Source organism: Nocardia sp. CA-084685 (genome assembly GCF_050955785.1).
Taxonomy (GTDB): domain Bacteria; phylum Actinomycetota; class Actinomycetes; order Mycobacteriales; family Mycobacteriaceae; genus Nocardia.
In genome coordinates this window covers 5,491,366-5,511,640 of sequence record NZ_CP192094.1, presented here as the reverse complement: position 1 = coordinate 5,511,640, position 20,275 = coordinate 5,491,366, and the positions used below count along the sequence as shown (strand labels likewise).

The window sequence follows — 20,275 nt, the reverse complement described above, 5'->3', positions numbered from 1 at the left end:
TCATCAGCCAGGTCACTCGCAAGATTGTATTGCAATCCTACAGTCAGACAGTTATCGTGATGACGGCTTCGCTGTGCCGGGGCCCACCAAGAGATCCGGATCTAGGGCTTGACAGCAGGAGACGCCCAATGTCAAAGACGACAGATGGTGGACACACCTCGATCACCAATCAACGGCAGATCAGCGTGGCTGCGGCATGCGGCAGCTTTATGGAATGGTTCGACTTCGCCACGTACGGCTTCTTCGCCGCCACGATCGGTCAACTCTTTTTTCCCAACGACAACCCCGCCACCGAACTCTTGCTATCACTCAGCGCGTTCGGAATCGCCCTGGTAATGCGCCCCCTGGGCGGCGTGGTCTTCGGCATAGTCGGTGACCGCATGGGAAGGCGAGCGTCGTTGACCGGCTCTGTGGTCTTGATGGCAGTCTCGACGACTCTCATCGCCCTGCTGCCCACCTACGCCTCGATAGGTATTTTCGCGCCGATCGCCCTGGTCGTCTTGCGCATGCTGCAGGGCACGTCGGTGGGTGGCGAATGGGCCGGCGCCGCAACCTTTCTCGTGGAGCAGGCCCCCCGAAATAGGCGCGCGATGCTGGGGAGCGTGGTGCCCGCTACAGCCGCCGTCGGCGGCCTCGGCGGCGTAGTTGTCGCTCTCACGCTGACGAATGTGCTGGTTCAGGGCCAGATGCTCGACTGGGGCTGGCGCGTTCCCTTTCTTCTCGCGACACCCCTGGGCCTCGCCGCGCTGTACATCCGACTGCGGTTGGAGGACACCCCGATCTTCACCGAGATGAAAGCGGACGGCGCCATCGCACAGGCGCCGACCCGGGAGGCGCTTCGCCGCAACAAGCGGGCGATCGCTCTGTGCTTCTTCGCCACTGCGTCGGCAACGGTCGGCTACTACTACCTGGTTACCTCCACCCCGAACGTGCTGATGTCCGAGGAAGTCGGCATGAGCAGGATGGCCGCCTTGTCCGTCACCGGGGTCATCCTCGCCATCTACACAGCGGTGTGTCCGCTCGCGGGCCTCATTTCCGACAGGATCGGACGACGACCGACAATTCTACTCGGGGCCGCCGGCCTGATCGTCGTCTCCATCCCCGCATTCCAGCTCCTGAGCAGCGGCAACGTCGTCATGGTTGTGCTCGCCATGGCGGTGTTCGCGCTCTTCGAGGCGATGGTGAACGTGACGATGGTCGTTCTACTGATCGAACTCTTCCCCGCCCGGACGCGAATGACCGGCTGTAGCTTGGGCTTCAACCTCGCTGGCGCGCTGTTGGGTGGCCCTGCGGCAGTGATCGTCGCGGCCTCGGTCTCCGCGATCGAATTCTCGGGCGCCGGTGGTATTTACACGGCTGCTGTCGCGGCGATGACTCTGGTCGGCCTGTACTTCCTGCTCCCCGAGACCAGAGGCCGAGATCTCTCCGGCCACGAGGAAATCGCCCAGAAGAAGGAACTGTTGGTTTCCCTTTCCGACTGAGCCCATCCAGAGAAAACAGGAGTGACACGAATGTCTGTCAACAACATCGAGGCCCATAGCAAACTGGAAGCGGGCATCGCTACCCGCCGACTGGTTCTGGGCGCGGAGCACGTGGACCGTTCCCTGGAAAGGGCCACCGAGTTTTCCCGCCCGATGCAGGAACTGGTCACCGAGTACTGCTGGGGAGCGGTCTGGTCCCGGCCGGGCCTGACACTGCGAGACCGTAGCCTGCTCAATCTTGCGATGCTCACCGCCCTCAACCGCCCGCACGAACTCAAGCTCCATGTTCGCGGCGCACTGAACAATGGCGTGACCCCGGCCGAACTGAGAGAGGCCCTGCTCCAGGCGTGCATCTACTGCGGGGTGCCCGCCGGTATGGAGGCATTCCGGACCACGGAGGAAGTCCTCATCGAGCAGGGCCACAACCTCAACAAGCAGGACTGAAAAGGAATCCGCCATGCATGAGATGCACGACCACCATATCCGCACCGAGCTCCTACGGGACCTCTGCCTCATCGACGGGGTGTGGACGGCTGCCAGAAGCGGCGAGTACTTCGATGTCCGCAACCCCGCCACCGGCGAAACCGTCGGCCGCGCACCGGCCATGGAGCGAGCAGAAACCGTCGACGCCATCGACGCCGCTAACAGGGCCCAGCGCGAATGGGCTGCGCGCACCGCCGGTGAACGCGCCGATATTCTGCTGCGCTGGCGCGATCTCGTCATCGAATTCCAGGAGGACCTCGCCCGGCTGCTGACCCTGGAACAGGGCAAGCCGCTGGCCGAGGCTCGGGGTGAGATCGCCTATGCGGCATCGTTTTTGCGGCTGTACGCCGAGGAAGCACGCCGCATCCACGGTGAGATCATCCCCTCGACCTCCTCCGACACCAGGATCATGGTGCTGCGCGAGCCGATCGGTGTCGTTGCCTGCATCACACCGTGGAACTTCCCCGCCGCCATGATCACCCGCAAGGCAGCACCCGCGATCGCGGCCGGCTGCACCGTGGTGATGAAGCCCGCCGAGGAGACGCCACTCTCCGCGCTCGCTCTCGCGTCCCTCGCCGATAAGGCGGGTCTGCCGGCAGGCGTCCTCAACATTGTCACCGGCCGCCCCGAGTCGATCGGCGGCGAATTGTGTGCGAACCCTGTGGTGCGTGCGCTGTCCTTCACCGGATCCACCGAGATCGGCCGACTCCTGGCTGCCCAGTGCGCCCCCTCGGTCAAGAAGATGACGCTAGAGCTCGGCGGCAATGCTCCGTTTATCGTCTTCGACGACGCCGATATCGATGCCGCAGTCGACGGAGCGATCATCTCCAAGTTCCGTCAGAGCGGCCAAAGCTGTGTCGGCACCAACCGCTTCCTGGTCCACGACACCGTCTACGACACCTTCGCAGAACGCTTCGCAGAGCGGGTACGCGGTCTCACTGTCGGCAATGGACTGCACCAGGGCACCGCCGTCGGACCATTGATCAACGAGCAAGCTCTGCGCAAAGTGCGAGAGCACGTGGCCGATGCCCTGGACAAGGGCGCCAAACTCCTCGCTGGTGGTGAGGAGATCCCCGGAGGTACCTTCTTCGCGCCCACGGTCCTCGGCGACGCGACCACCACCATGCGGATCGCGCAGGAGGAGACCTTCGGTCCGGTAGCCGCGCTCTTCCGGTTCGAGACCGAACAGGAGGCCATCGCTCTGGCCAACGCCACTGAGTTCGGGCTCGCCGCCTATTTCTACAGCGAAGACCTGCGCCGAGTGTGGCGGGTCGCCGAGCAGCTGGAGTCGGGGATGGTCGGTATCAACACCGGCTTCCTCTCGGTGGAGGTGGCGCCGTTCGGCGGGGTGAAACAGTCCGGACTCGGACGCGAAGGCTCCCAACACGGTATCGAGGAGTACACCGAAATGAAGTACCTGAACTTTGGCGGCATGAGATGAGTCCCCGCAGTGTCGCCTCGCGAAAGTTTCTCCAACTCGGGCACTCCGACAACCCGCGCCATGTCGCGTACCAGACCAGCGGAGCGGGTCAACCTGTCGTACTTCTGCACCCGGTGGGACTCGACAGCAACTGGTGGAGCACCTATACGGCGCGTCTCGCCGAGCGGTACCGCGTTATCGCCGTCGATGTGCCCGGACACGGCTGGTCCAGCCCAATTCGCGTACCGATCACTCTCGACGACATCGCCGGAGACGTGGCCGCGGTACTCCGAGTGGAGACCAACCAGCCAACCCACGTGATCGGCGTTTCTATGGGCGGCATGATCGCGCAATATCTTGCGCTGCTGCAGCCGGATCAGGTGGCGTCGCTTATCTTGTGTGCTACCGCGGGTAGCTTCGCCGACAAACTGCGGCCTGTGCTGCGCGAGCGCGGTCAGGCAGCCCGCGCAGGTATGGACGCCGTCATAGAACCCACGCTCGCGCGCTGGTTCTCGCCTCGCGGCCGCAGCGCCTACATTGGCCATAACTGCGTGCGCACCCTCGATGTGAATGACCCGGCAAGCTGGGAGGCGAGCTGGCACGCGATCTCAGAAGTGGACACGTTGAAGCGTTTGCGGACACTGTGCACTCCGACGCTGGTCATCACCGGCGCAGCGGACATCACAACGCCGCCCGCGGCCTCAGAAGCCCTCGCTCGGGCGCTGCCCAATGCCCGCCTGACCATCATTCCTGATGCTTGGCACCTGGGCGTGTTCGAAGAGCCCCAACCCTTCCTGGCCGCATTCACCGCCTTCCTGGAACACCCCGCCGAGGATGAGGTGACGATCGCGGAACAGCATTACCTGAGCGGGAGTCACCATGCGTAGTACCGTCATACAAATGACATCGCATGAGGTGAACCAGCCGCTGGACGGGTTCTCGATGCAGGTTCGGAGGGTGGCAGCGCCGATTCGAGAGCAGGTCGCTGACCAGTTACGCCAGGCAATCGTGGAGATGCGGCTGCGTCCGGGCCAACGACTCGTCGAGCGCGAGTTGATCGAGCAGACCGGAGTCTCGCGCACAACCATTCGCGAGGTGTTGCGGGAACTGACGGCAGAGGGCCTGGTCAGCAGCATCCCCAATAAGGGAATCGTCGTCTCCTCGGTCTCCCCCCAGCGCGCGGCCGAACTGTACGAAGTGCGGGCGGTGCTCGAAGGTATGGCGGCGCGCCAGTTCGTCGAGCACGCCTCAGAACAGCAAGTCCAGCAACTACGGGAGGCCTTCGACTCGATCGCCATCCACGCCATCGATCAGCGCGCACCGGGCAAGTTGCTGGAGGCCAAGAAGCGCTTCTACAACACGCTGCTGACCGGATCAGGAAATGTCACCATTCAAGAAATCGTTGAAGGGCTGCAGGCCCGCGTCACCGTACTACGGTCGCTGTCTCTCGCCCAACCCAACCGAGTTCCGAAAAGTGTGGCGGAGATCCGAGAGATTGTAGAAGCCATCGAAGCGCGCGATGCGGAAAGGGCCGCCGCCGCGTGTGCACGCCACGTTCGCCAAGCTGCCCGCACGGCCCTAGACGCCATGACCAGCGGCTGACCAACACCGTGGCCCCTGGGCCCACCCAGGGCCAGAGTCCCTCATCATCACCTACCTGATCAATGGAGATACCACCATGCCATTCGCCAACGTCAACGGAACCCGAATCCACTACGAGGTCGAAGGTGACGGAGAACCGCTCATTCTGATCCCGGGCCTTGGCCTTGACTACACCTACTACCAGCTGGGTGTGCCCGCGATGTCCGCCGCGGCTCGTACCATCGCCGTCGACCCTCGCGGAGTCGGCCAGTCAGACAGGGACGAGGACGGCGAGTACTCCGTCGAGACATGGGCGGACGACATCGCCGAGCTGATCACCGCCCTCGGCTACGACAACGCGCATATCCTAGGCACCTCGCTGGGAGGTTCCATTGCGTGTTCGCTCGCCGTCCGGCATCCGGACAAGGTCCGCTCACTGATCGCTGTCGGAGCCTTCACCGAACTCAATCGTTCGGTCGAGCTGAATTACGCACTCCGTCAGCGTCTCATCGCCAAGATCGGCATGGGCGAGGAAATCGCCGACTTCATCGCGCTGTGGATCATGACCCCACAGTTCCTCGAGTCCGAGCACGGCCAGCAAGTTGAGGCGAACATCCGAGCCGGGGTCCAGCGCAACTCACCCGAGACCTACGTCGCCTTCCTCGACGCGATCCTGCGCTTGGGCCGACGGCAGTGCGCCACTCACCCGCCCCTCACCGCCGCCCTTGAAAAAGTTACTGCTCCCACCCTGGTGGCCTGCGCCGATAATGACCACTTCATTCCCGCCGAGCTCAGCAAGGTCATCCACGAAGCCATCCCACACTCGACGTTCGTGGAGATTCCCGGCGGTGGGCACATACCCTTTATTGAAGCACCCGACCTCGTCTCGGCCGCGGTCGTCGATTTTATCCGCTCCCTGAAGAGTCGCCTGATCGAGGAGGATGATTGTGGTGCCATTAGGTGAACCGTCGCTGAATCGGAGGGAAACCTCACGCTCACAGCAGGCGCCGGTCCCCGGATCGTAGGAGCGACGAAAGATCACGGCGCATACCGTGTCGATGTTGTACAGCAGCCGCCCATCCGGGCTCCAGCCAGGCCGTTCGACAGCGTCAGATCACCGTTGACGATGCTGAGCGATCCGTCGGTCTCGACGCGGACCAGCATCTCCGAGCTCGATGGGCCATTGACGCATGCCGTGCCGACCAGAATCCTGTCGTTGGCAACCATCGGCACAGTGGTCACGTGGGACCAGACTTCTTCCCAGAATTCCCATGCCAGATCAGGGATTTCGACGCTGCACGCCGGTCCATCATGCCTCCCCACCGCAACTCCACGGCAATGCTCACCAGCAGAATCCGGGGTGTAGCGATAGCCTCGGAAGCAGGCTGGGCGGCCGACGTCGACGTGATACGTGTGTTGAGAAACGAGCGATTGGACAACGCTACGGTCAGTTTGCCATTGGGTCGGATAAACGCGCAGACGCGCTAATCGTCGTCAGAACCGTCGGGTTCTTCGACCGTCACGGAGCGACAGTCCCAGGGCATGTGCCGGACGAAGCTTCCCACGGCATGCCAGTTGTAAGGGTTCAGGTCCAGTGACCTGGTTTCAAATCGCCGGGTCCGTTGTTTGCCTTGGTAGTTGGCTGCCACAGGCCCAGTGTGTAGCCACTGCCTTCTTGATGTCCCAACGGCTTGAGTGCGTGGATCCAGAACCAGGACGATGCGTCGACGAGCTGGAACCAATTCATGATGTTCTGCACTGTGTTGAGGGTCCGCGGGCGATTGCTTCGATAACGCCGTCATCGAGCCGTTCTGGGGACGCATGCAAACCGAGCTCCTCGACACTCGAAACTCGTCCACCACACTGGAATTGACCATCGCGATGGCTGACTGCATCGACAACTTCTACAACGTGCAGCGCGTCACAGCTATCTCGGCGACACAGCCCCGCCGAGTATGAGATGCTCTGCACGACATCCAACCCAGCCCTCAACTCTCAAAACGGCGGTCTACCGGCAGGGGCCACATCACGCGGACCGAAATCTGGGGTCAGGTCAGAATCTATAATTCATTCTCCACGTTCGGGCGCAGGGTCTGTGGTGTGGCTGCCGCATTATTCTGCGAGTGATCTGCGCTAGCCGATTGATTGCTGATTAAATATAGCGATCAGCTCCGCATGCTGTGCCGACGCGGTACGTGCCGCTTTCTCGCAGGTGTCGACCACAACTTCCTCGAATTCAGTTGGGGTCAGGCACGAGATGGTTTTTGACAAAACGAGTTCGACCAGCGTTCCGCGGCAATCAACGGTAACGGTGACAAGGCCATCTGCTGATGTCGCTCGCACACGGATCGCAGCAATAGCTTCTGCGAACTCGTCGAGCCTATCCAACTCGTCGTGTGGGCGAGTCTCGACTACATCGATGGTGTCATTCATGACGATCCCGATCAGACTTGTCGTTTATCCGGGGTGCTCCTCGGCGGTCGTCCCATCAACTCTCCGCCAGACGTCACCAGGAGACATCCGCCGTGGCACCGAGATCGACGAGCCCTAGGCTCGGAATGTACGCCAAGAACACGGTGCCATCGATGACCGCAGCGGAATCTATTACTGCGTATCTCCCACCGCATTGACCGCCATACGTCGCCGCCGATGCTATGCCTGATACGAATGCCATTGTCATGACTGGGATTCCGGCAGCAACGCATCCACGAGCCAGCATCTTCAATCTGATCATCCAGGACTGCGGCAATACTTTCGTGGATCACACTCGGTGCGTGTGCTTCACGCTCTTGCCGAAGAGCATTACACCGGACACCGATTGCTCCGAACATCCGCCAGTTGGCGGATGCCGACATGTCAATCCTCATCCAGGCGCAGAGCCATGCAGGGATAAACCACCCGCGCCTTCAACTCTGGGCTCTCGCCCGATAGTGAAGCCCGCCTCATAGTCGGCGCTCGAGATTTGGTCGAAGAGACGACAGGTTCTATGCGAACGCCAAACATACATAAGCACTTTGGCGGATATTCGGCCAGCACCGGCACGGTTACGCTCAGCCGTGTGCACTGGGGAGTACCTGCAGCACGACGACCGCGGGTAGCCGCACTGCCTGTGACGCCACGGATTCGATCTCCGTGCCGACCGTAGGAGAGCGATATCTTGTTTAGAGTTTGCCGGGCACCATGCCATCCAGGATGTGGTCGCGAAGGCGCCTCCAGGGAAAACATCTATAGCGGAATACTGTGTGGAGCAGTCCGCCAGCGCGGTTCGAGCACCACTCTCGTCGCGGTCAGCGGAATGCCAACAGCACTGGTACTGAGCCAATACCAAGCGGTTGCCTCCTCCAGCGGTGCGCGCACGGTCGGCCCGCCACCGGCACTATGGCCCCGACCATTCACTGCAACGATCCATGCGGCTAAGGACAGGCAGTCGTTGCCGCCCTTGGTGATTGGTGAGCGGGCTACCGAGGGCCGCGGCGGGCTGCCCTCTGGGCCATTCTCGCCGTCGGAGGTCAGGGTGCCGTGGAGGTGGGGTACAGGCCGGACCGTCATCGCGGCGCTGGAAGGGTCGAGCGACCGGGCTCGGATTCTGACCGAGTTCCCGTCGGGAGCAGTCCGCCGCGAGACGATTCGGATCATTGCCTTGGTGTCCTCTATGGCAATCTCCGACAAGGTGCGTGCAGCTCTCGGCGGCGATGTCGCCATCGCGGGCCAGGTTTCCGCCGATGAAGCCCCTGCTGACTTCTGCTCATCCGGGGCCGGATTGGTTGACCGGCTCGCGCTGGCCGGCTCGGACAACTCGCAGCGGCAGGTGGTGATGGTGCCCGGCGAGACGGGAATTCGCGCCAGATGTCTCGAGCTTCTGCGAGCTGCTGAGAAGCGTGTACGTGTGACGGTGACCCTTGGCAGAATCCATCCGCGGTCATTCGACATAGAAGCGCTGCGTGGCAGGTTCTTCGCGCGCCACGTCCACGAACTTCGAGCACCGCTCACGCTAGGCGAGCCCGATCGGCAGACGTTGCGCGGCGCACTCTACGTGTACGGCCGGATAGTCGAGCATCCGCTGTTGTCGTCGGGCACAGGCAGGCGCCCCCGCGGCATCGCAGCTACCGACCGCCGTGAGGCTCGCCTCGCGCCGATTGACGAGTTACTCGATGGTCGGGCTGGCATCGAGTTCGCCGCGGAGCGGAGGACGGGCTGATGTCAGTACCGGACAACGCCAGCAACAAGGTGAAGGAGCTCTACCACCACATCGTCTCTAATTACAAAGGAGGCGCGTGGAATGATGATGGCTTCTCGAAAGACGACGCAAAATACGCTTTGACACAACTGCACGACTTGAATTCAACAGAGTTCCAGCAGATATGGGACGGGCTCGCCACCGTCAAAGCTGACGACGGTCTTCTTGCCTGGAATAACGACGTCGACAATCATTTAATTTCGTCACTTTACGATAAGTCAATACTTATCAAGAATCATCCTGATGACCGCTACAAGGACCTTATTGCCGACATCGACAAGGACCCTCAGTATAAAGATCTGCTCGATGCCCTCAGTAAGAACGACCCATCGGATTACATCAAAAAACTGCAGGTCAAGGAGCAGACTGCCGAAAATCCGAAGTTCGAGGATTATGGGTTTGAGAATTTCAAGAAAGAGGATAAACATGCGGAATATGTCGACCTGTATGTACCGAAGGGTGCCAGCGCGCAGCTGAGGAGCCTGATCGCGGACACCGAGTTCACGATGCAGTGGGATCTCGACACACTCGGTGTCGGTAATCCGAAGGAAGCTCCCGGCTTCACCGAGGTGCTCACCGGTGACCAGGTCAAGAACGCGTCCGGCTGGTCACGCATCCGAGACGCGGCCGAGGAACTGAAGAAGCAGCTGGATAATAGGGAGAAGGAGTACACCGACAAGCATAAAGAAGTTTCGGATGCCACATACGATTCCAAGATAACGGGCTCCGACATCTTCAAGCAGCTCGTTGGAATCAGGGACCACCTCAACGAGCAACTCAAGTTCGAGCCGTCGCGCACGACGCATACCGGAAACACGATCACCGAACACTCCGGGGGTCCGGTCAATTCCGACATGCAGGTTCCTCTCTACGAGAAGGACACAGGCGAAAACAGTCCGACTAAAGGCGATTACATCCTGACCCCCGATGCGGAGCAGAGATATTACGTCTCCAGCATCGAGACGGCCATCGAGGCCTGGGATAAGGCATACGAGGCAGCCACCGAGAAATACCAGACGCTGGCCGCAAAGGTTGACGACCCGAACCCAAACCCGAATCCCAACCCAAACCCAAACCCAAACCCAAACCCGAATCTGAATCCGACCGACGACTACAGCAACACCTACAAGGATCTCCTCGGCGACGGTTCAGGTGCGACCACCACCGACGGCACCACCACCGACGGCACCACGACCACCGACGGCACCACGACCACCGACGGCACCACCACCACCGACGGCACCACCAAAGCCGACGGCACCACCAACGCCAGCGGCTCGAACAGTGGCATCATGTCCGCGATCAATTCGGCGATCAGCGCGCTCGAGAACAGCACGAACGGATCCAGCGGCAACCAGGCGACCCAGGCCGGATACAACAGCGGTGGCGGCGGTTCTTCGGGGTCCGGCGGCATGGATATGAGCTCGATCATGCTGCCGATGATGCTGTCGATGATGATGCAGCAGATGATCGGGAACAACGGCCAAGACCACCAGAAACAGCGCGAGGAAGAGGAGCGCGACGAGCGGCGTCGGCGGCGCAGGGAGGAAGAGCAGCAGGCTGCGGCGCAGGCACAAGCCCAGGCCCAGCCCGCCGTCGCTTCGAACCAGCCGACCAATGTCGTCCAGGCAGACGCCAGCGCGACCCCGCCGCCGGTGGGCGCCGGTGGTCGGTCGATGGTCGATATGAAGCTGCCCGACGGCACGACGCAGAAGGTGTCCTCGGCGGTCTCGCAGGCTGTGAACAAGGAACTCAACAATCCGAACGGCAGCGATGCCAGGTCGGCCTTTGCGGGCACGACCGGACAGCTGTCTGCGGGCAGTCCGTGGGTTTCGGTCGACAGTGCGCATCTGCAGACCGGTGACGTGGTGCAGTGGGCGAATCGGAGTGCGATCGTCGTGGTGGAGCCGTCGGGGCTCGAGGTCATCGTCAACGGCCTGCTCGTGCCGTTGGACCCGAACAATCCACCCGATGGCGGCAACGGCGGTTACGGCGATTTCCAAGGGTTCTTCCATCCCACCGGAACAGATCTGACCGTTGATACCCAGCAGGCACAATCGGCGCAGCCCGCGCAGTCGCCGAATCCGCCGGCGGTGACTCCGCCGTCGACCCCAGGCTCGGGAATACCCACGGTGACCAGCACGGCTCCCTCAGAGCAGGCCTGAGGACGACGATGGCGGCGGCCGCAGGCGAATTCCTGGTCGATGTGGCCAACCTACTGGCACTCAGCAGCGACCCAGTTCGCCTGCGTGCTGTGCTGGAACGGCGCCGACGGCGGATGTCTGAAAGCGCGCTGGCCAGCGGCTCCCAGGCAAGCGCGCTGACCAACTCCGGCATTCCCTTCGAGGTGAGCTTCATCGGCGGCCGCGGGCAGCTCACCCCGCCAATCCGCTACGTCACCGAAACCGGTTCGCATCACCGCGAATTCGGCACTCGCCTCGCCGCCCAGTTCGCCGCGATCGCGGACCTCGCCGCCTGATTGCCGAACAAGGATGGACGACCAAGAATCTACTGCGATCGTTCATCTCGACGCGGTACCCGATCCGGCGAAAGTGGCTGCACGCCATCGCTTCGCCACCTGGACGGCCATCGTCCACCACGCCGACGCATCGCACCATCCGGTGCGTCTCGAGATGTACGGCAACACGACGCTCGTGCCCGGAACGCTCCAGCGATTGCGCGCCGCTTTCCCCGGCTTCGCCGCACCGGCGTCGCTTCCCGACGATGGGGCGTCTTTCGAGTCCATCTTCGCCGCAATAGAAGTGGACGCCAACGGCGCATTGAGCCACAAGATCCACCTGAGAGTCCGCCCCGACGTCGCCATTCCCCTGAAACTGGTTCGTCACTTCGCCGACCCGGCCTGGACCGTCCTGTCCGAACCCGACCGATGCGGCATCGACGCCCCCTCCGCCGCGTCGACTTCCACGTCTGCCTCACACTTGACGCGGACCGTGCGGGCGAGCCGCCTTCTCGCTCCACATGAGTCCGAGACAAGACATCGACATGGGCCGCGATCGTGCACGATCTCACCATCTGCCGCGATGGCACAACGACCGACGTCGACGCCTTCACCAGAGCCGCGGAATCCTCTGGAGGGCGTAGCGATACTCCGTGATCAGCCTGGGCTCCTCCCCGAGCGCGACATCGACAAACTCAATATCCACGGCACACCGCTGGTGAGCTCCTGGTAGCACAACCAGACTGCATGTTTGCGGATCGACGCGACCCACTCGGAATCCAGCGACCAAGAGGGACCGAACCTTCTGGTCTGCAAACGGATACAGACCGCCCGCCCGCCGAGGCTCAGATCGGCCAGTCGCCGTTCGTTAGGGGGCCGCTGGTGGCGCCCGCCCGACGCGCCGGTCGCGCTCATTTATGACTGGGTGCATTCCACGAAACGTGGGCGGCCGCCGCCTTCAGGCCATCAACGATTTTTGTCACCGCCGAACCCGAGGCGGGTGTCTTACCGTTTGCGATACTTGAGCTGCCGCCTCGGGGAGTCGTTCTGCAAGAATTGCTCGCGCCGCATATTGCCGTGTGCTCGTCGGCAATGACATCGAGCCAGTGTTCCTGGCGGCCAATTCGTCCTAGTTGAATCGCATAGAGTGCGAGTTCGCCGCGTTGCGCTACTTCGCGCTCAACGGCACCGACCACCGCAGCCATAAAGTGCAGGACGCCGCAATCGGCGACTACATCCGCTGGCGCAACCAGCAGGCCGGAACGGTCCGCGACTTCGCCGTCGGCTCGAAGATCCAGCAACCGGATTACCTACCGGACGTTGCTTGACGAGGCACTTGGCGACGGCCCAAAGATTGTGCGAGTGGCGGCCTGTCTTTTTGGAGATATTTCTGTCCGCGGGTCGTAAGCACGTAAGGAAATGTTCCCAACGGTGACGACGGCCGCTAATACGATGGCGGCTGGTATCCTAATTTATGGATTTTTCGACCGCCGAGGCTGTTCGGAGACGTAAGAGTCCAGATAAGGAGCACAATCATGAAGAAAACCATCACTCCCATCACAAATCTCCCTTCCAACAAGCGTCCTACTCCGATTTTGATTCGCCCTTTGGATAAGAAGGAGACCACTGGCTGCCTCTGCTCGGGGAACGGTGCTTCATAGTTTGAAGCGGACTATTCGTCGCCGCTGCGAATAATTGCGGTGGCGACGAATCGTTTGCTGAGAATATTACGTTCTGATAGGTCGACATATTTCCGGAGGCTCTATGAACGGCCGAATCCACGTTCTGGATATGGCAAGGCCGCGAATTAAGCCTGAACTGTGTCCGTACGTGACGGCTGACGGCGCCGTAAGAATCGGTGCAACCGTACACGGGCTGGGGGTTGAGATCTCCGATCCAGACGGAAGAATCAAGGCTCTGGTCGACGCGCTCGATGGAACAAGATCGCCTACCGAGATTATCTCGGCAGTTTTAGCTGAGCATGCCAACGTATCGGAGCAAGAGATATCCGATGCGATGCAGGAATTGCTCGATACAGGTTTGCTGTGCGATTACGGTGCGCCGATGCCGATCGAATTGACCGACCGAGAGCGCGAGCGCTATTCTAGGAGTGTCCCGTTTTTTCGCTGGATCGATAGGGTTCCACGCTCCAATTCATGGGATATCCAAGTTGGGTTGCGGCGGTCCAGAGTTCTGTTGATCGGCCTCGGCGGTGTGGGAGGAGTTGTTGCGCAGGGGCTCGTCGCATCGGGCGTGGGCTTTCTGCACTGCGTCGACGCGGATTTCGTCGAGCTCTCGAACCTGAATAGACAGATTCTGTATCTGGAGGCCGACATCGGCAGGCCGAAAGTTGATGCTGCAATGGAGCATTTGAGTGATCTCAATTCCGATGTGCAGATCAGCGGCGAGCAACGGTGGATTACGAGTGAGGCCGACTTCGGTGCACTGCTCGAACGAGGTTACGACGTCGTGGCACTGTGCGCCGACAAGCCGCGTGTGATCCGCCGCTGGGCTAACAGGGCGTTCCACCAGGCAGGCCTGCCGTGGGTGGTCGGCGGATACCACGGTCCGAATGCCTCAGTCGGTGTGCACGGACCAGAAATCGGGGCGTGCTGGGAGTGCCTGCACGATCAGGTGATTGACACACCAGACATGCGTTTCTCGCCGGGAATGTCCGTCGCCGACCTGGACCCGCGATCGCCTTGGGATCCGGTCAACATCGTGTCGGCAGCCATCACAGGCAGCTTCGTCACACATTTTGTGCTTGCGGTCCTCACTGGCGCTCCATCGATCGAGTCAGGATTTTGGTACGAGATAAATCTCGCGGTTCCCGGCGAATCGAATCTGGTTCGATTCGGGCGTCGGCCAGAATGTCAAATCTGCGGGGACCTATTGTGACCGAACCCGTATCCGTCATCGTTCTTCCGCAAAGCCGCGTGCGTCTGCACGAGATGGCCATTCGGCAGGATGGGGCTGAATGGATAACGGGCAGACTCGACACGCGCCGGTTTGTGGCGCTGCCCCGCGCAGGAGTGGTCGCGATCGGATTGTTCCAGGCTGGCTGTACGATCGAGGGAACGGCCACTGAGATTGCTCAGACCGAACGTTGCACATTCGATGTGCTCTCCTTCGCTCGGGATTTGGTGGCGTTGGGTTTTGTCGCCGACATTGATGGTTGTCCGGTCGCCTGCGAGCCAGCCCTTCCCGCGTCGCTACCCCGGATTCGACCCGAACATGTCCGATTCGCTTTGAGTCCTGTCTTCCCTGTCCTCTTCGGTTGCCTGATGATGGTGGCAACCGCCACACTCGCGCTCCGGCCCGATCTGCTGCCCAGTTTTCACCAACTGCTGTGGTCCCCGCGAGGAAGTTCGGTATTGGCGCTGAGCGCAGGGGCCGGATGGATGTTCGTGTATGTCCACGAGCTGGCTCACTTCATCACCGCCCGCGCGGCAGGCGTGCACGCTCGGATCCAATTGAGCACCCGGCTGCAGTTCTTGACTGCCGAAACCGACATCAGCGGTATTGAATTCGCTCCGCGCAGCCACCGGCTTACTGCATATCTGGCAGGTATGGCGACGAATCTGTCGATCGCGGCGGTCGCGATCCTGATTCAGGCGACGACGAGCCCAGCGACCACACTGCATAGGATCCTGGCCGCAACAACGGTGATCGCGTTGATGCCATTGCCGTTCGAGTTCATGGTATTCATGCGCACCGATGTGTATTACGTGCTGCAAGACCTCTTGGCCTGCCGCAACCTCTTCGGCGACGGCACCGCATATGCCCGCTATCTCGGAAACCGGTTGCGGCACATAGTTTTCAGATCAGCCGCTGGGACGGTCGACCCTAGTTTCATTTTGCCCCAAAACGAACGGCGAGCGGTGCGGATCTATAGCGTCGCCCTAGTCCTCGGAACGCTGCTCTGTCTCGCCGGGATGGCTACGTTCACTGCCCCCGTCGACCTAATGTTGATCTCACACGCGGTGACCCGTATCGGCCCAGGCCAATCGCTGATAACCAACCTCGACAGCGTCGTCGTCTTGCTCATTCTCTGCAGTTTGCACGCAGCATGGACCGTAACGTGGTGGCGACGCCACGGTGCGTCGATCGCGCGCTGGAGACAGTCGTCGCGAGCGCGCGGCCGCGGACACGGTAGTACGTAGGTAGATATGTGATCCAGACTGATTGCGAGCTTTCGGGTAGCGAATACCCACGACCCGCCAGGGTTGAGGCGCGTTCGATTACGTTGGTGCTTGAAACGAACTTTCAGAGCTTCTTCATCCTAGACTGGTACGTGAGCGCACCACTCAGCGCACCGACTCCACCCACCCGCAAGGCCCCCGAGAAGCAGGGCTTCGGCAGAGACGACTTCCACATCGACTTCGACCGCCGACAGGTGACCTGTCCCCAAGGCCAGGTCAGCAAGGGATGGCACGGCCCCTACCCGACGTCATCGCCCACCGCGGCCCCGCTGGTCGTGGCACGATTCACCAAAGCCCAGTGCCAGCCATGCCCGGTCCGCAGCAAGTGCACTACCTCCCGCGAAAGCGCCCGCCACGTGGATTTCCTCCGCAAGAACTCCTCGACCTGCAGGTGCGGGCCCGCACCGAGCAGCAGAGCCCGGCCTGGCGCACACGGTACGTGGTCCGTTCCGGCATCGAGGGCACCATCTGCGAATTCGCTCACGGGCATGGCGCGAGACGATGCCGGTATCGCGGCCAGACCAAAGCCCACTTACAGCACGTGTTCACTGCCGTCGCCGTGAACATCGAACGCCTCAGCGCAGGACCGCCACCAGACGAACCATCCCCATCCCGCCTGCCAACGTCCTTCCAAAATTCCTGGACCAGAACGGAATTCCCAGACTGAGGTTCTGGCGGGCAGTCAGCAGCTAATCTTGCAATTCACAAGATCACCGACAGAGTCAAGCTGAGGTCGGTGAAGGCTTCGGCTACGAATAGAAGCTTTCGTTCGAGGCGATTGCGACGCTGTTTTCTCCCCGCGTTCAGCGAGTGCTGCCTCGCGCGCCCATCCTCATCGATACCTACGCCCGTGTTGTCGCCACCGACGTGGTGTCGATTGCGGAGTATCTCGACGAGATCTCTCCGACATCTGGAGTGCGTGCTGGTATGAGCTCGACGTAACGCGAGACGATCCAGGCATTTGTGCCTGGGCCACGCATGGTCTGGTGCTGCTGACGAACGGCCCACCCATGCGAAAGCTCTCTGCGCGTGTCGACGCCGGGGCAGATCACCAGAATGGGCCGTCGCTTGACAGTTAGCAGAATCGGCAGTCTGCCGGACGCAACCTGGATCATCAGCTCTCGGTTCACTCATGGAGAAGCTGCGATCAGTGCTGTGTGTCGTGCTTCCGCTCGCCGGGCCACGCGTTGAAGGTCTTGTCCAGCTGGTGGCGATCAGGTTCTCGGAAGTCGAGTCGTTCTGTTGGTCTCAGGGTGATACGTCATGCAGTTTGAAAGATCCGCCAACATACCGAAAAAGCGCCTTTTGCAATGTGGAATGTGGATGTCGGGACGCATGATTCGCTGATGAGCTATGGCATGGCGGTCTTGGAGGGTGCACAGCCGAGTGACGACAGGGAAGCCGATGGTATCTATTGCAACCTCGTCGAGCGTTATCCGAGAGCAGACCAGGAGTCGCCCACTCGAAAACCAGGGCCTTTATTGCAGCGCTTATGCTCGGCTGGCCCGAGCCGGATGACAGCGGTGATAGCCCGTGGGCCGCTAGCGGGACCGGAGAGATGAGCGGCAGCATGCTATGTATCAACGTCGGGTACGACCGCAGTGTCGAGGTGTCCGCGTTCGTGGCGGACATGGCGAGGCGCCGCAGGCAAGTCTGTTTCGATCTTCAACGGGGCCGACTCCGGTCATGAAATTATTGTTATTCGTCGAACGTTCGAGCGGAGTACGTCGTGCTCGGAATTCGATTGCGAATCTATGGTCTAGAGAAACCACGGTACTCAGCCGGCAATCAAGATCGGTTACCGGAAAAGCGCGGTCTGCGTATGGGTGGTTCCGCCCTCGTGTGATCGTGGTACAGCCGCTTCAACATATGTATCGAAAATTGCTGCTCCAGGATTCGGTGCGGCTCGGTGTTCTCGTCCGCATGTATGCGCGCTGGTGGAACGCTTCGCCGATGCGGCGCAGGATCGTGTGGACTCTGGCCACGTTGTGCGTGCTCGCTATTGTCCCCGGCGCTCTAGGCGCGATAGCGCGAGCCCAAACCGGGTCGACCACCACCGAGTCCTCGCTGGATGCACTGAGCTGGATGAACATCCACGACACGGCGGGTGTCCCACTAACCGATTACACTTTCGCCACCGACCACGGTGGCGTTCTGCATCCGGTAGCGACCATCCTATCGGTGATATTGGGTCTCGAATTCATCGGCTACCTCGTCATCGTGACCTCTGCTGTATGGATGATCGGTTATGCGGTGAGTTTCCAGTGGCTGGACCCGATCGGCCGGGCGCTGACTGCTGTTGCCCGCCGTCTGACTGGTCAGATCGCGACTCCTATTATCTTGATCACTGCGGCGTCCATCGGCGCGTTCTTCGTTGCGTGGTTTATCGTGCGTGGCTACTACGCCAAGGCAACCCTGCAGGTCGTGACTATGCTGATAGTGGCGGTTCTCGGTCCAATTACACTGGCCGACCCGCTGGAGGACGTGTTGTCTTCGCACGGCTTGCTCGCGCGGGGCCGCGACCTGGGTATCTCGGTCGCCGTCGGCCTTTTTGGAGGATCGACGTCCCAGCCCGATCAACTCGTGATCGGGCTGCAGGGCGAACTGGCGGATAACTTCGCTCGGAAGCCGTTGCAGGTATGGAACTTCGGTCACGTCGTCGACGAGTCGCCTCGCTGCCGAGCGGCGTGGACGGCTGGCATCGAGTCGGGCCATGAGTCCCAGGTCTTGGACGGCATCCGACAGTGCGGTGATTCGACGGCCTACGCTAAAGCTCGCAACCCGAGTCTGGGACAGGTGGGATCGGGCCTGATGTTACTTGTTTGCGCGGCCATTCTGCTGTGCTTCGGGCAATACCTGGGGTTAAAGATAATCTGGGCTGCATTGGACTCAATTTACTACTCATTCAGAGCCATTTTCGGGCTCGCCGCAGGCGGATTCATCTACGGTCCGACACAGACTGCGCTACTCCGCGATATTGTTGATATTTTCATCGCGGCGGCGCGGATGACCTTGTTCATCATTTTCCTGGGAATTTATGTACAGTTCCTCGGCGCGCTCTTCGAGCAAGCTCAGGGTCACGTCATGACTGTGCTCGTGCTCGGTGCCAATGCGGAGTTTGTTGGCATTGTACAGTTGCGACATCTCAATGCCAGTCTGTCACGGGGCTCGAATTGGGTCACCAACCGGTTCGCTCTTGCCATACAAAATAGTGGACGCAGCTCCGGTGCGGGTGGTGGCACTGCGCTGGGAATGGGATATACGAATGTCCGGTCACAGTCGGGCGCGAAACTGCTCTTTGCAGTTTCGGCGCTGAATGCGGTCAATACTTCCCCGATTACCGGTTGGCTCGCCGGCGGCACCAAGAATCCGTTGGACCCGTTGGCTCGGGGTCGGCGACGTGTCGATCGCACAAATATCGAAGTTGCTCCGATGCAGCTCGATTTTCAGCGCTGGCAGACGATGGCCCGGGAGAACTGGCGACTGAAAGCGTGGGCCCGTGCAGAGAAAGCCGGAGGGATCCACAATGAGCTGGGGCTCCAGAACGCGCTCGATGGGCTCGGTGACAGCCGGGTTCCTGATACGTTTGTGGCCAGCACATTGCTGAGCTTAGGGGCAACTAACGCTGCTGTAAGCAATGGGCAACGTGCGATCGCTGTCCAGAATGCCAGCATGTCGCGCAACCCTTACGGCTTCGTGCCGCTGCAGAAGGCTTTGGCCGCCGCGCGGGCGGTCGAGAATCATGTTGATGACCCGGCCCATGCTGTGTTCGCTGCACAGGCGCTCGTTTCGGCAAACAACTTCCTCAGGCATACGAATGCGCCGGCAGCTGGCTCGACGGATGTCGACCATGCCTTTGTGGCAAGAGTGCTGGCATTGTCGGATTCCGAGATCGCCCTGCGTAGCCAGATTTTGCCGGACGAATGGAACAGCGCGAGCCGGGATACTCGGTGGGCTATCGGTGACAAGCTGGCAACAGACCATCAAGCTACAGCGGCGGCATATTGGGAGGCACTCAACGATCCCAACCGCACACTACCCTTGGAGCGCTACCGCCTTGAGCTGATGAACTCCGCCCGACGGATATCCAACCTCGATCACCTCGAACCCGACACGGGGCTCGATCCGTGGGACCCCTAATTCCGGCTCCGCCGCTTCGGATATGTCTCGCCCGCAACCCACTAGCGTTGTGGGGACCATTTCGCGATTTCTCGTCGTCATCGTCGCCGACGACACCCGCGACGATGCGGCGGCTGGGTCGACCGCTGCAAACAGGCACAGTGTCCGGACAGGCGTGGTTGGCGGGCTTCGTCGCTGGACGAAGTGACCGATGAACGGCGTTGCGGTTGCATGAGGGTGGCCCACTGCGCAGCAGCGCTCGGACTGAGTGCTGTGTGAGCTGTACACGATCCG

General features: G+C 61.1%; 18 protein-coding genes. 14 read left to right on the top strand and 4 right to left on the bottom strand.

The window, feature by feature from the left end:
- The first annotated feature begins 128 nt into the window (after positions 1-128).
- The 6 genes from ACQP2U_RS24610 to ACQP2U_RS24585 all read left to right on the top strand — a co-directional run bounded on the left by ACQP2U_RS24610 (position 129) and on the right by ACQP2U_RS24585 (position 5,929).
- Positions 129-1,481 carry an MFS transporter gene (locus ACQP2U_RS24610; RefSeq protein ID WP_433716573.1) on the top strand — a complete coding sequence of 451 codons (1,353 nt, stop codon included), beginning with the start codon at positions 129-131 and terminating at the stop codon, positions 1,479-1,481.
- Positions 1,482-1,511: 30 nt separating this feature from the next.
- Positions 1,512-1,925, top strand: coding sequence for a carboxymuconolactone decarboxylase family protein (locus ACQP2U_RS24605; protein WP_433709648.1), 414 nt, complete (start codon positions 1,512-1,514; stop codon positions 1,923-1,925).
- A gap of 13 nt (positions 1,926-1,938) precedes the next feature.
- Positions 1,939-3,405 carry an NAD-dependent succinate-semialdehyde dehydrogenase gene (locus ACQP2U_RS24600; protein WP_433709647.1) on the top strand — a complete coding sequence of 489 codons (1,467 nt, stop codon included), beginning with the start codon at positions 1,939-1,941 and terminating at the stop codon, positions 3,403-3,405.
- On the top strand, positions 3,402-4,271 hold the full coding sequence (locus ACQP2U_RS24595; protein ID WP_433709646.1) for an alpha/beta fold hydrolase: 870 nt from the start codon (positions 3,402-3,404) through the stop codon (positions 4,269-4,271). Before ACQP2U_RS24600 ends, ACQP2U_RS24595 begins: the two co-directional genes overlap by 4 nt.
- A 13-nt stretch (positions 4,272-4,284) precedes the next feature.
- The gene (locus tag ACQP2U_RS24590) at positions 4,285-4,986 is read left to right on the top strand and encodes a GntR family transcriptional regulator (RefSeq protein ID WP_433709645.1); all 702 of its coding nucleotides are present in this window, start codon (positions 4,285-4,287) and stop codon (positions 4,984-4,986) included.
- Between the two features lie 76 nt (positions 4,987-5,062).
- Positions 5,063-5,929 (top strand): alpha/beta fold hydrolase, encoded by an 867-nt coding sequence (locus ACQP2U_RS24585; protein ID WP_433709644.1) that lies wholly within the window; start codon positions 5,063-5,065, stop codon positions 5,927-5,929.
- A 74-nt stretch (positions 5,930-6,003) separates the two neighbouring features.
- Here ACQP2U_RS24585 and ACQP2U_RS24580 read toward each other — a convergent pair whose 3' ends face one another.
- From ACQP2U_RS24580 to ACQP2U_RS24570, 3 genes are all read right to left on the bottom strand, one after another.
- On the bottom strand, positions 6,004-6,288 hold the full coding sequence (locus ACQP2U_RS24580; RefSeq protein WP_433709643.1) for a hypothetical protein: 285 nt from the start codon (positions 6,286-6,288) through the stop codon (positions 6,004-6,006).
- Positions 6,289-6,550: 262 nt separating this feature from the next.
- Positions 6,551-6,724: a hypothetical protein gene (locus ACQP2U_RS24575; protein ID WP_433709642.1), complete on the bottom strand. Its 174-nt coding sequence runs from the start codon at positions 6,722-6,724 to the stop codon at positions 6,551-6,553.
- Positions 6,725-7,098: 374 nt separating this feature from the next.
- A complete protein-coding gene (locus ACQP2U_RS24570; protein ID WP_433709641.1) occupies positions 7,099-7,398 on the bottom strand; it encodes a YbaB/EbfC family nucleoid-associated protein in 300 nt (99 codons plus the stop codon).
- A gap of 1,219 nt (positions 7,399-8,617) precedes the next feature.
- Between ACQP2U_RS24570 and ACQP2U_RS24565 the strand changes: the two genes are divergently transcribed.
- The 6 genes from ACQP2U_RS24565 (at position 8,618) to ACQP2U_RS24540 (ending at position 15,823) form a co-directional block, all read left to right on the top strand.
- Positions 8,618-9,163 (top strand): hypothetical protein, encoded by a 546-nt coding sequence (locus tag ACQP2U_RS24565; protein ID WP_433709640.1) that lies wholly within the window; start codon positions 8,618-8,620, stop codon positions 9,161-9,163.
- Positions 9,163-11,367 carry a hypothetical protein gene (locus ACQP2U_RS24560; protein WP_433709639.1) on the top strand — a complete coding sequence of 735 codons (2,205 nt, stop codon included), beginning with the start codon at positions 9,163-9,165 and terminating at the stop codon, positions 11,365-11,367. Before ACQP2U_RS24565 ends, ACQP2U_RS24560 begins: the two co-directional genes overlap by 1 nt.
- A gap of 8 nt (positions 11,368-11,375) precedes the next feature.
- Positions 11,376-11,681 (top strand): hypothetical protein, encoded by a 306-nt coding sequence (locus tag ACQP2U_RS24555; protein ID WP_433709638.1) that lies wholly within the window; start codon positions 11,376-11,378, stop codon positions 11,679-11,681.
- Positions 11,682-12,793: 1,112 nt separating this feature from the next.
- Entirely contained in the window at positions 12,794-12,988 is a 195-nt protein-coding gene (locus tag ACQP2U_RS24550; protein WP_433709637.1) for a hypothetical protein, read from the top strand.
- A gap of 436 nt (positions 12,989-13,424) precedes the next feature.
- Positions 13,425-14,558 carry a HesA/MoeB/ThiF family protein gene (locus ACQP2U_RS24545; protein WP_433709636.1) on the top strand — a complete coding sequence of 378 codons (1,134 nt, stop codon included), beginning with the start codon at positions 13,425-13,427 and terminating at the stop codon, positions 14,556-14,558.
- Complete coding sequence (locus tag ACQP2U_RS24540) at positions 14,555-15,823, top strand: hypothetical protein (RefSeq protein WP_433709635.1); 1,269 nt, start codon at positions 14,555-14,557, stop codon at positions 15,821-15,823. The genes ACQP2U_RS24545 and ACQP2U_RS24540 overlap by 4 nt, the downstream gene beginning before the upstream one ends.
- A gap of 277 nt (positions 15,824-16,100) precedes the next feature.
- On the opposite strand, the gene ACQP2U_RS24535 is transcribed toward ACQP2U_RS24540, so the two are convergent.
- The gene (locus ACQP2U_RS24535; RefSeq protein WP_433716809.1) at positions 16,101-16,352 is read right to left on the bottom strand and encodes a hypothetical protein; all 252 of its coding nucleotides are present in this window, start codon (positions 16,350-16,352) and stop codon (positions 16,101-16,103) included.
- Here ACQP2U_RS24535 and ACQP2U_RS24530 point away from each other — a divergent pair.
- Positions 16,254-16,529, top strand: coding sequence for a transposase (locus tag ACQP2U_RS24530; RefSeq protein ID WP_433716572.1), 276 nt, complete (start codon positions 16,254-16,256; stop codon positions 16,527-16,529). The two genes, ACQP2U_RS24535 and ACQP2U_RS24530, sit on opposite strands and share 99 nt — an antisense overlap.
- A gap of 1,175 nt (positions 16,530-17,704) precedes the next feature.
- Positions 17,705-20,002 carry a hypothetical protein gene (locus ACQP2U_RS24525; RefSeq protein WP_433709634.1) on the top strand — a complete coding sequence of 766 codons (2,298 nt, stop codon included), beginning with the start codon at positions 17,705-17,707 and terminating at the stop codon, positions 20,000-20,002.
- Positions 20,003-20,275: the final 273 nt, after the last annotated feature.

Bases quoted from the DNA above. Each gene is read 5' to 3' on its own strand.
- ACQP2U_RS24600 (WP_433709647.1), top strand. From the start codon at position 1,939: ATGCATGAGATGCACGACCACCATATCCGCACCGAGCTCCTACGGGAC.
- ACQP2U_RS24585 (WP_433709644.1), top strand. From the start codon at position 5,063: ATGCCATTCGCCAACGTCAACGGAACCCGAATCCACTACGAGGTCGAA.
- ACQP2U_RS24605 (WP_433709648.1), top strand. From the start codon at position 1,512: ATGTCTGTCAACAACATCGAGGCCCATAGCAAACTGGAAGCGGGCATC.
- ACQP2U_RS24565 (WP_433709640.1), top strand. From the start codon at position 8,618: ATGGCAATCTCCGACAAGGTGCGTGCAGCTCTCGGCGGCGATGTCGCC.
- ACQP2U_RS24560 (WP_433709639.1), top strand. From the start codon at position 9,163: ATGTCAGTACCGGACAACGCCAGCAACAAGGTGAAGGAGCTCTACCAC.
- ACQP2U_RS24535 (WP_433716809.1), bottom strand. From the start codon at position 16,352: ATGCCCGTGAGCGAATTCGCAGATGGTGCCCTCGATGCCGGAACGGAC.
- ACQP2U_RS24545 (WP_433709636.1), top strand. From the start codon at position 13,425: ATGAACGGCCGAATCCACGTTCTGGATATGGCAAGGCCGCGAATTAAG.
- ACQP2U_RS24610 (WP_433716573.1), top strand. From the start codon at position 129: ATGTCAAAGACGACAGATGGTGGACACACCTCGATCACCAATCAACGG.
- ACQP2U_RS24590 (WP_433709645.1), top strand. From the start codon at position 4,285: ATGACATCGCATGAGGTGAACCAGCCGCTGGACGGGTTCTCGATGCAG.
- ACQP2U_RS24570 (WP_433709641.1), bottom strand. From the start codon at position 7,398: ATGAATGACACCATCGATGTAGTCGAGACTCGCCCACACGACGAGTTG.
- ACQP2U_RS24595 (WP_433709646.1), top strand. From the start codon at position 3,402: ATGAGTCCCCGCAGTGTCGCCTCGCGAAAGTTTCTCCAACTCGGGCAC.
- ACQP2U_RS24555 (WP_433709638.1), top strand. From the start codon at position 11,376: ATGGCGGCGGCCGCAGGCGAATTCCTGGTCGATGTGGCCAACCTACTG.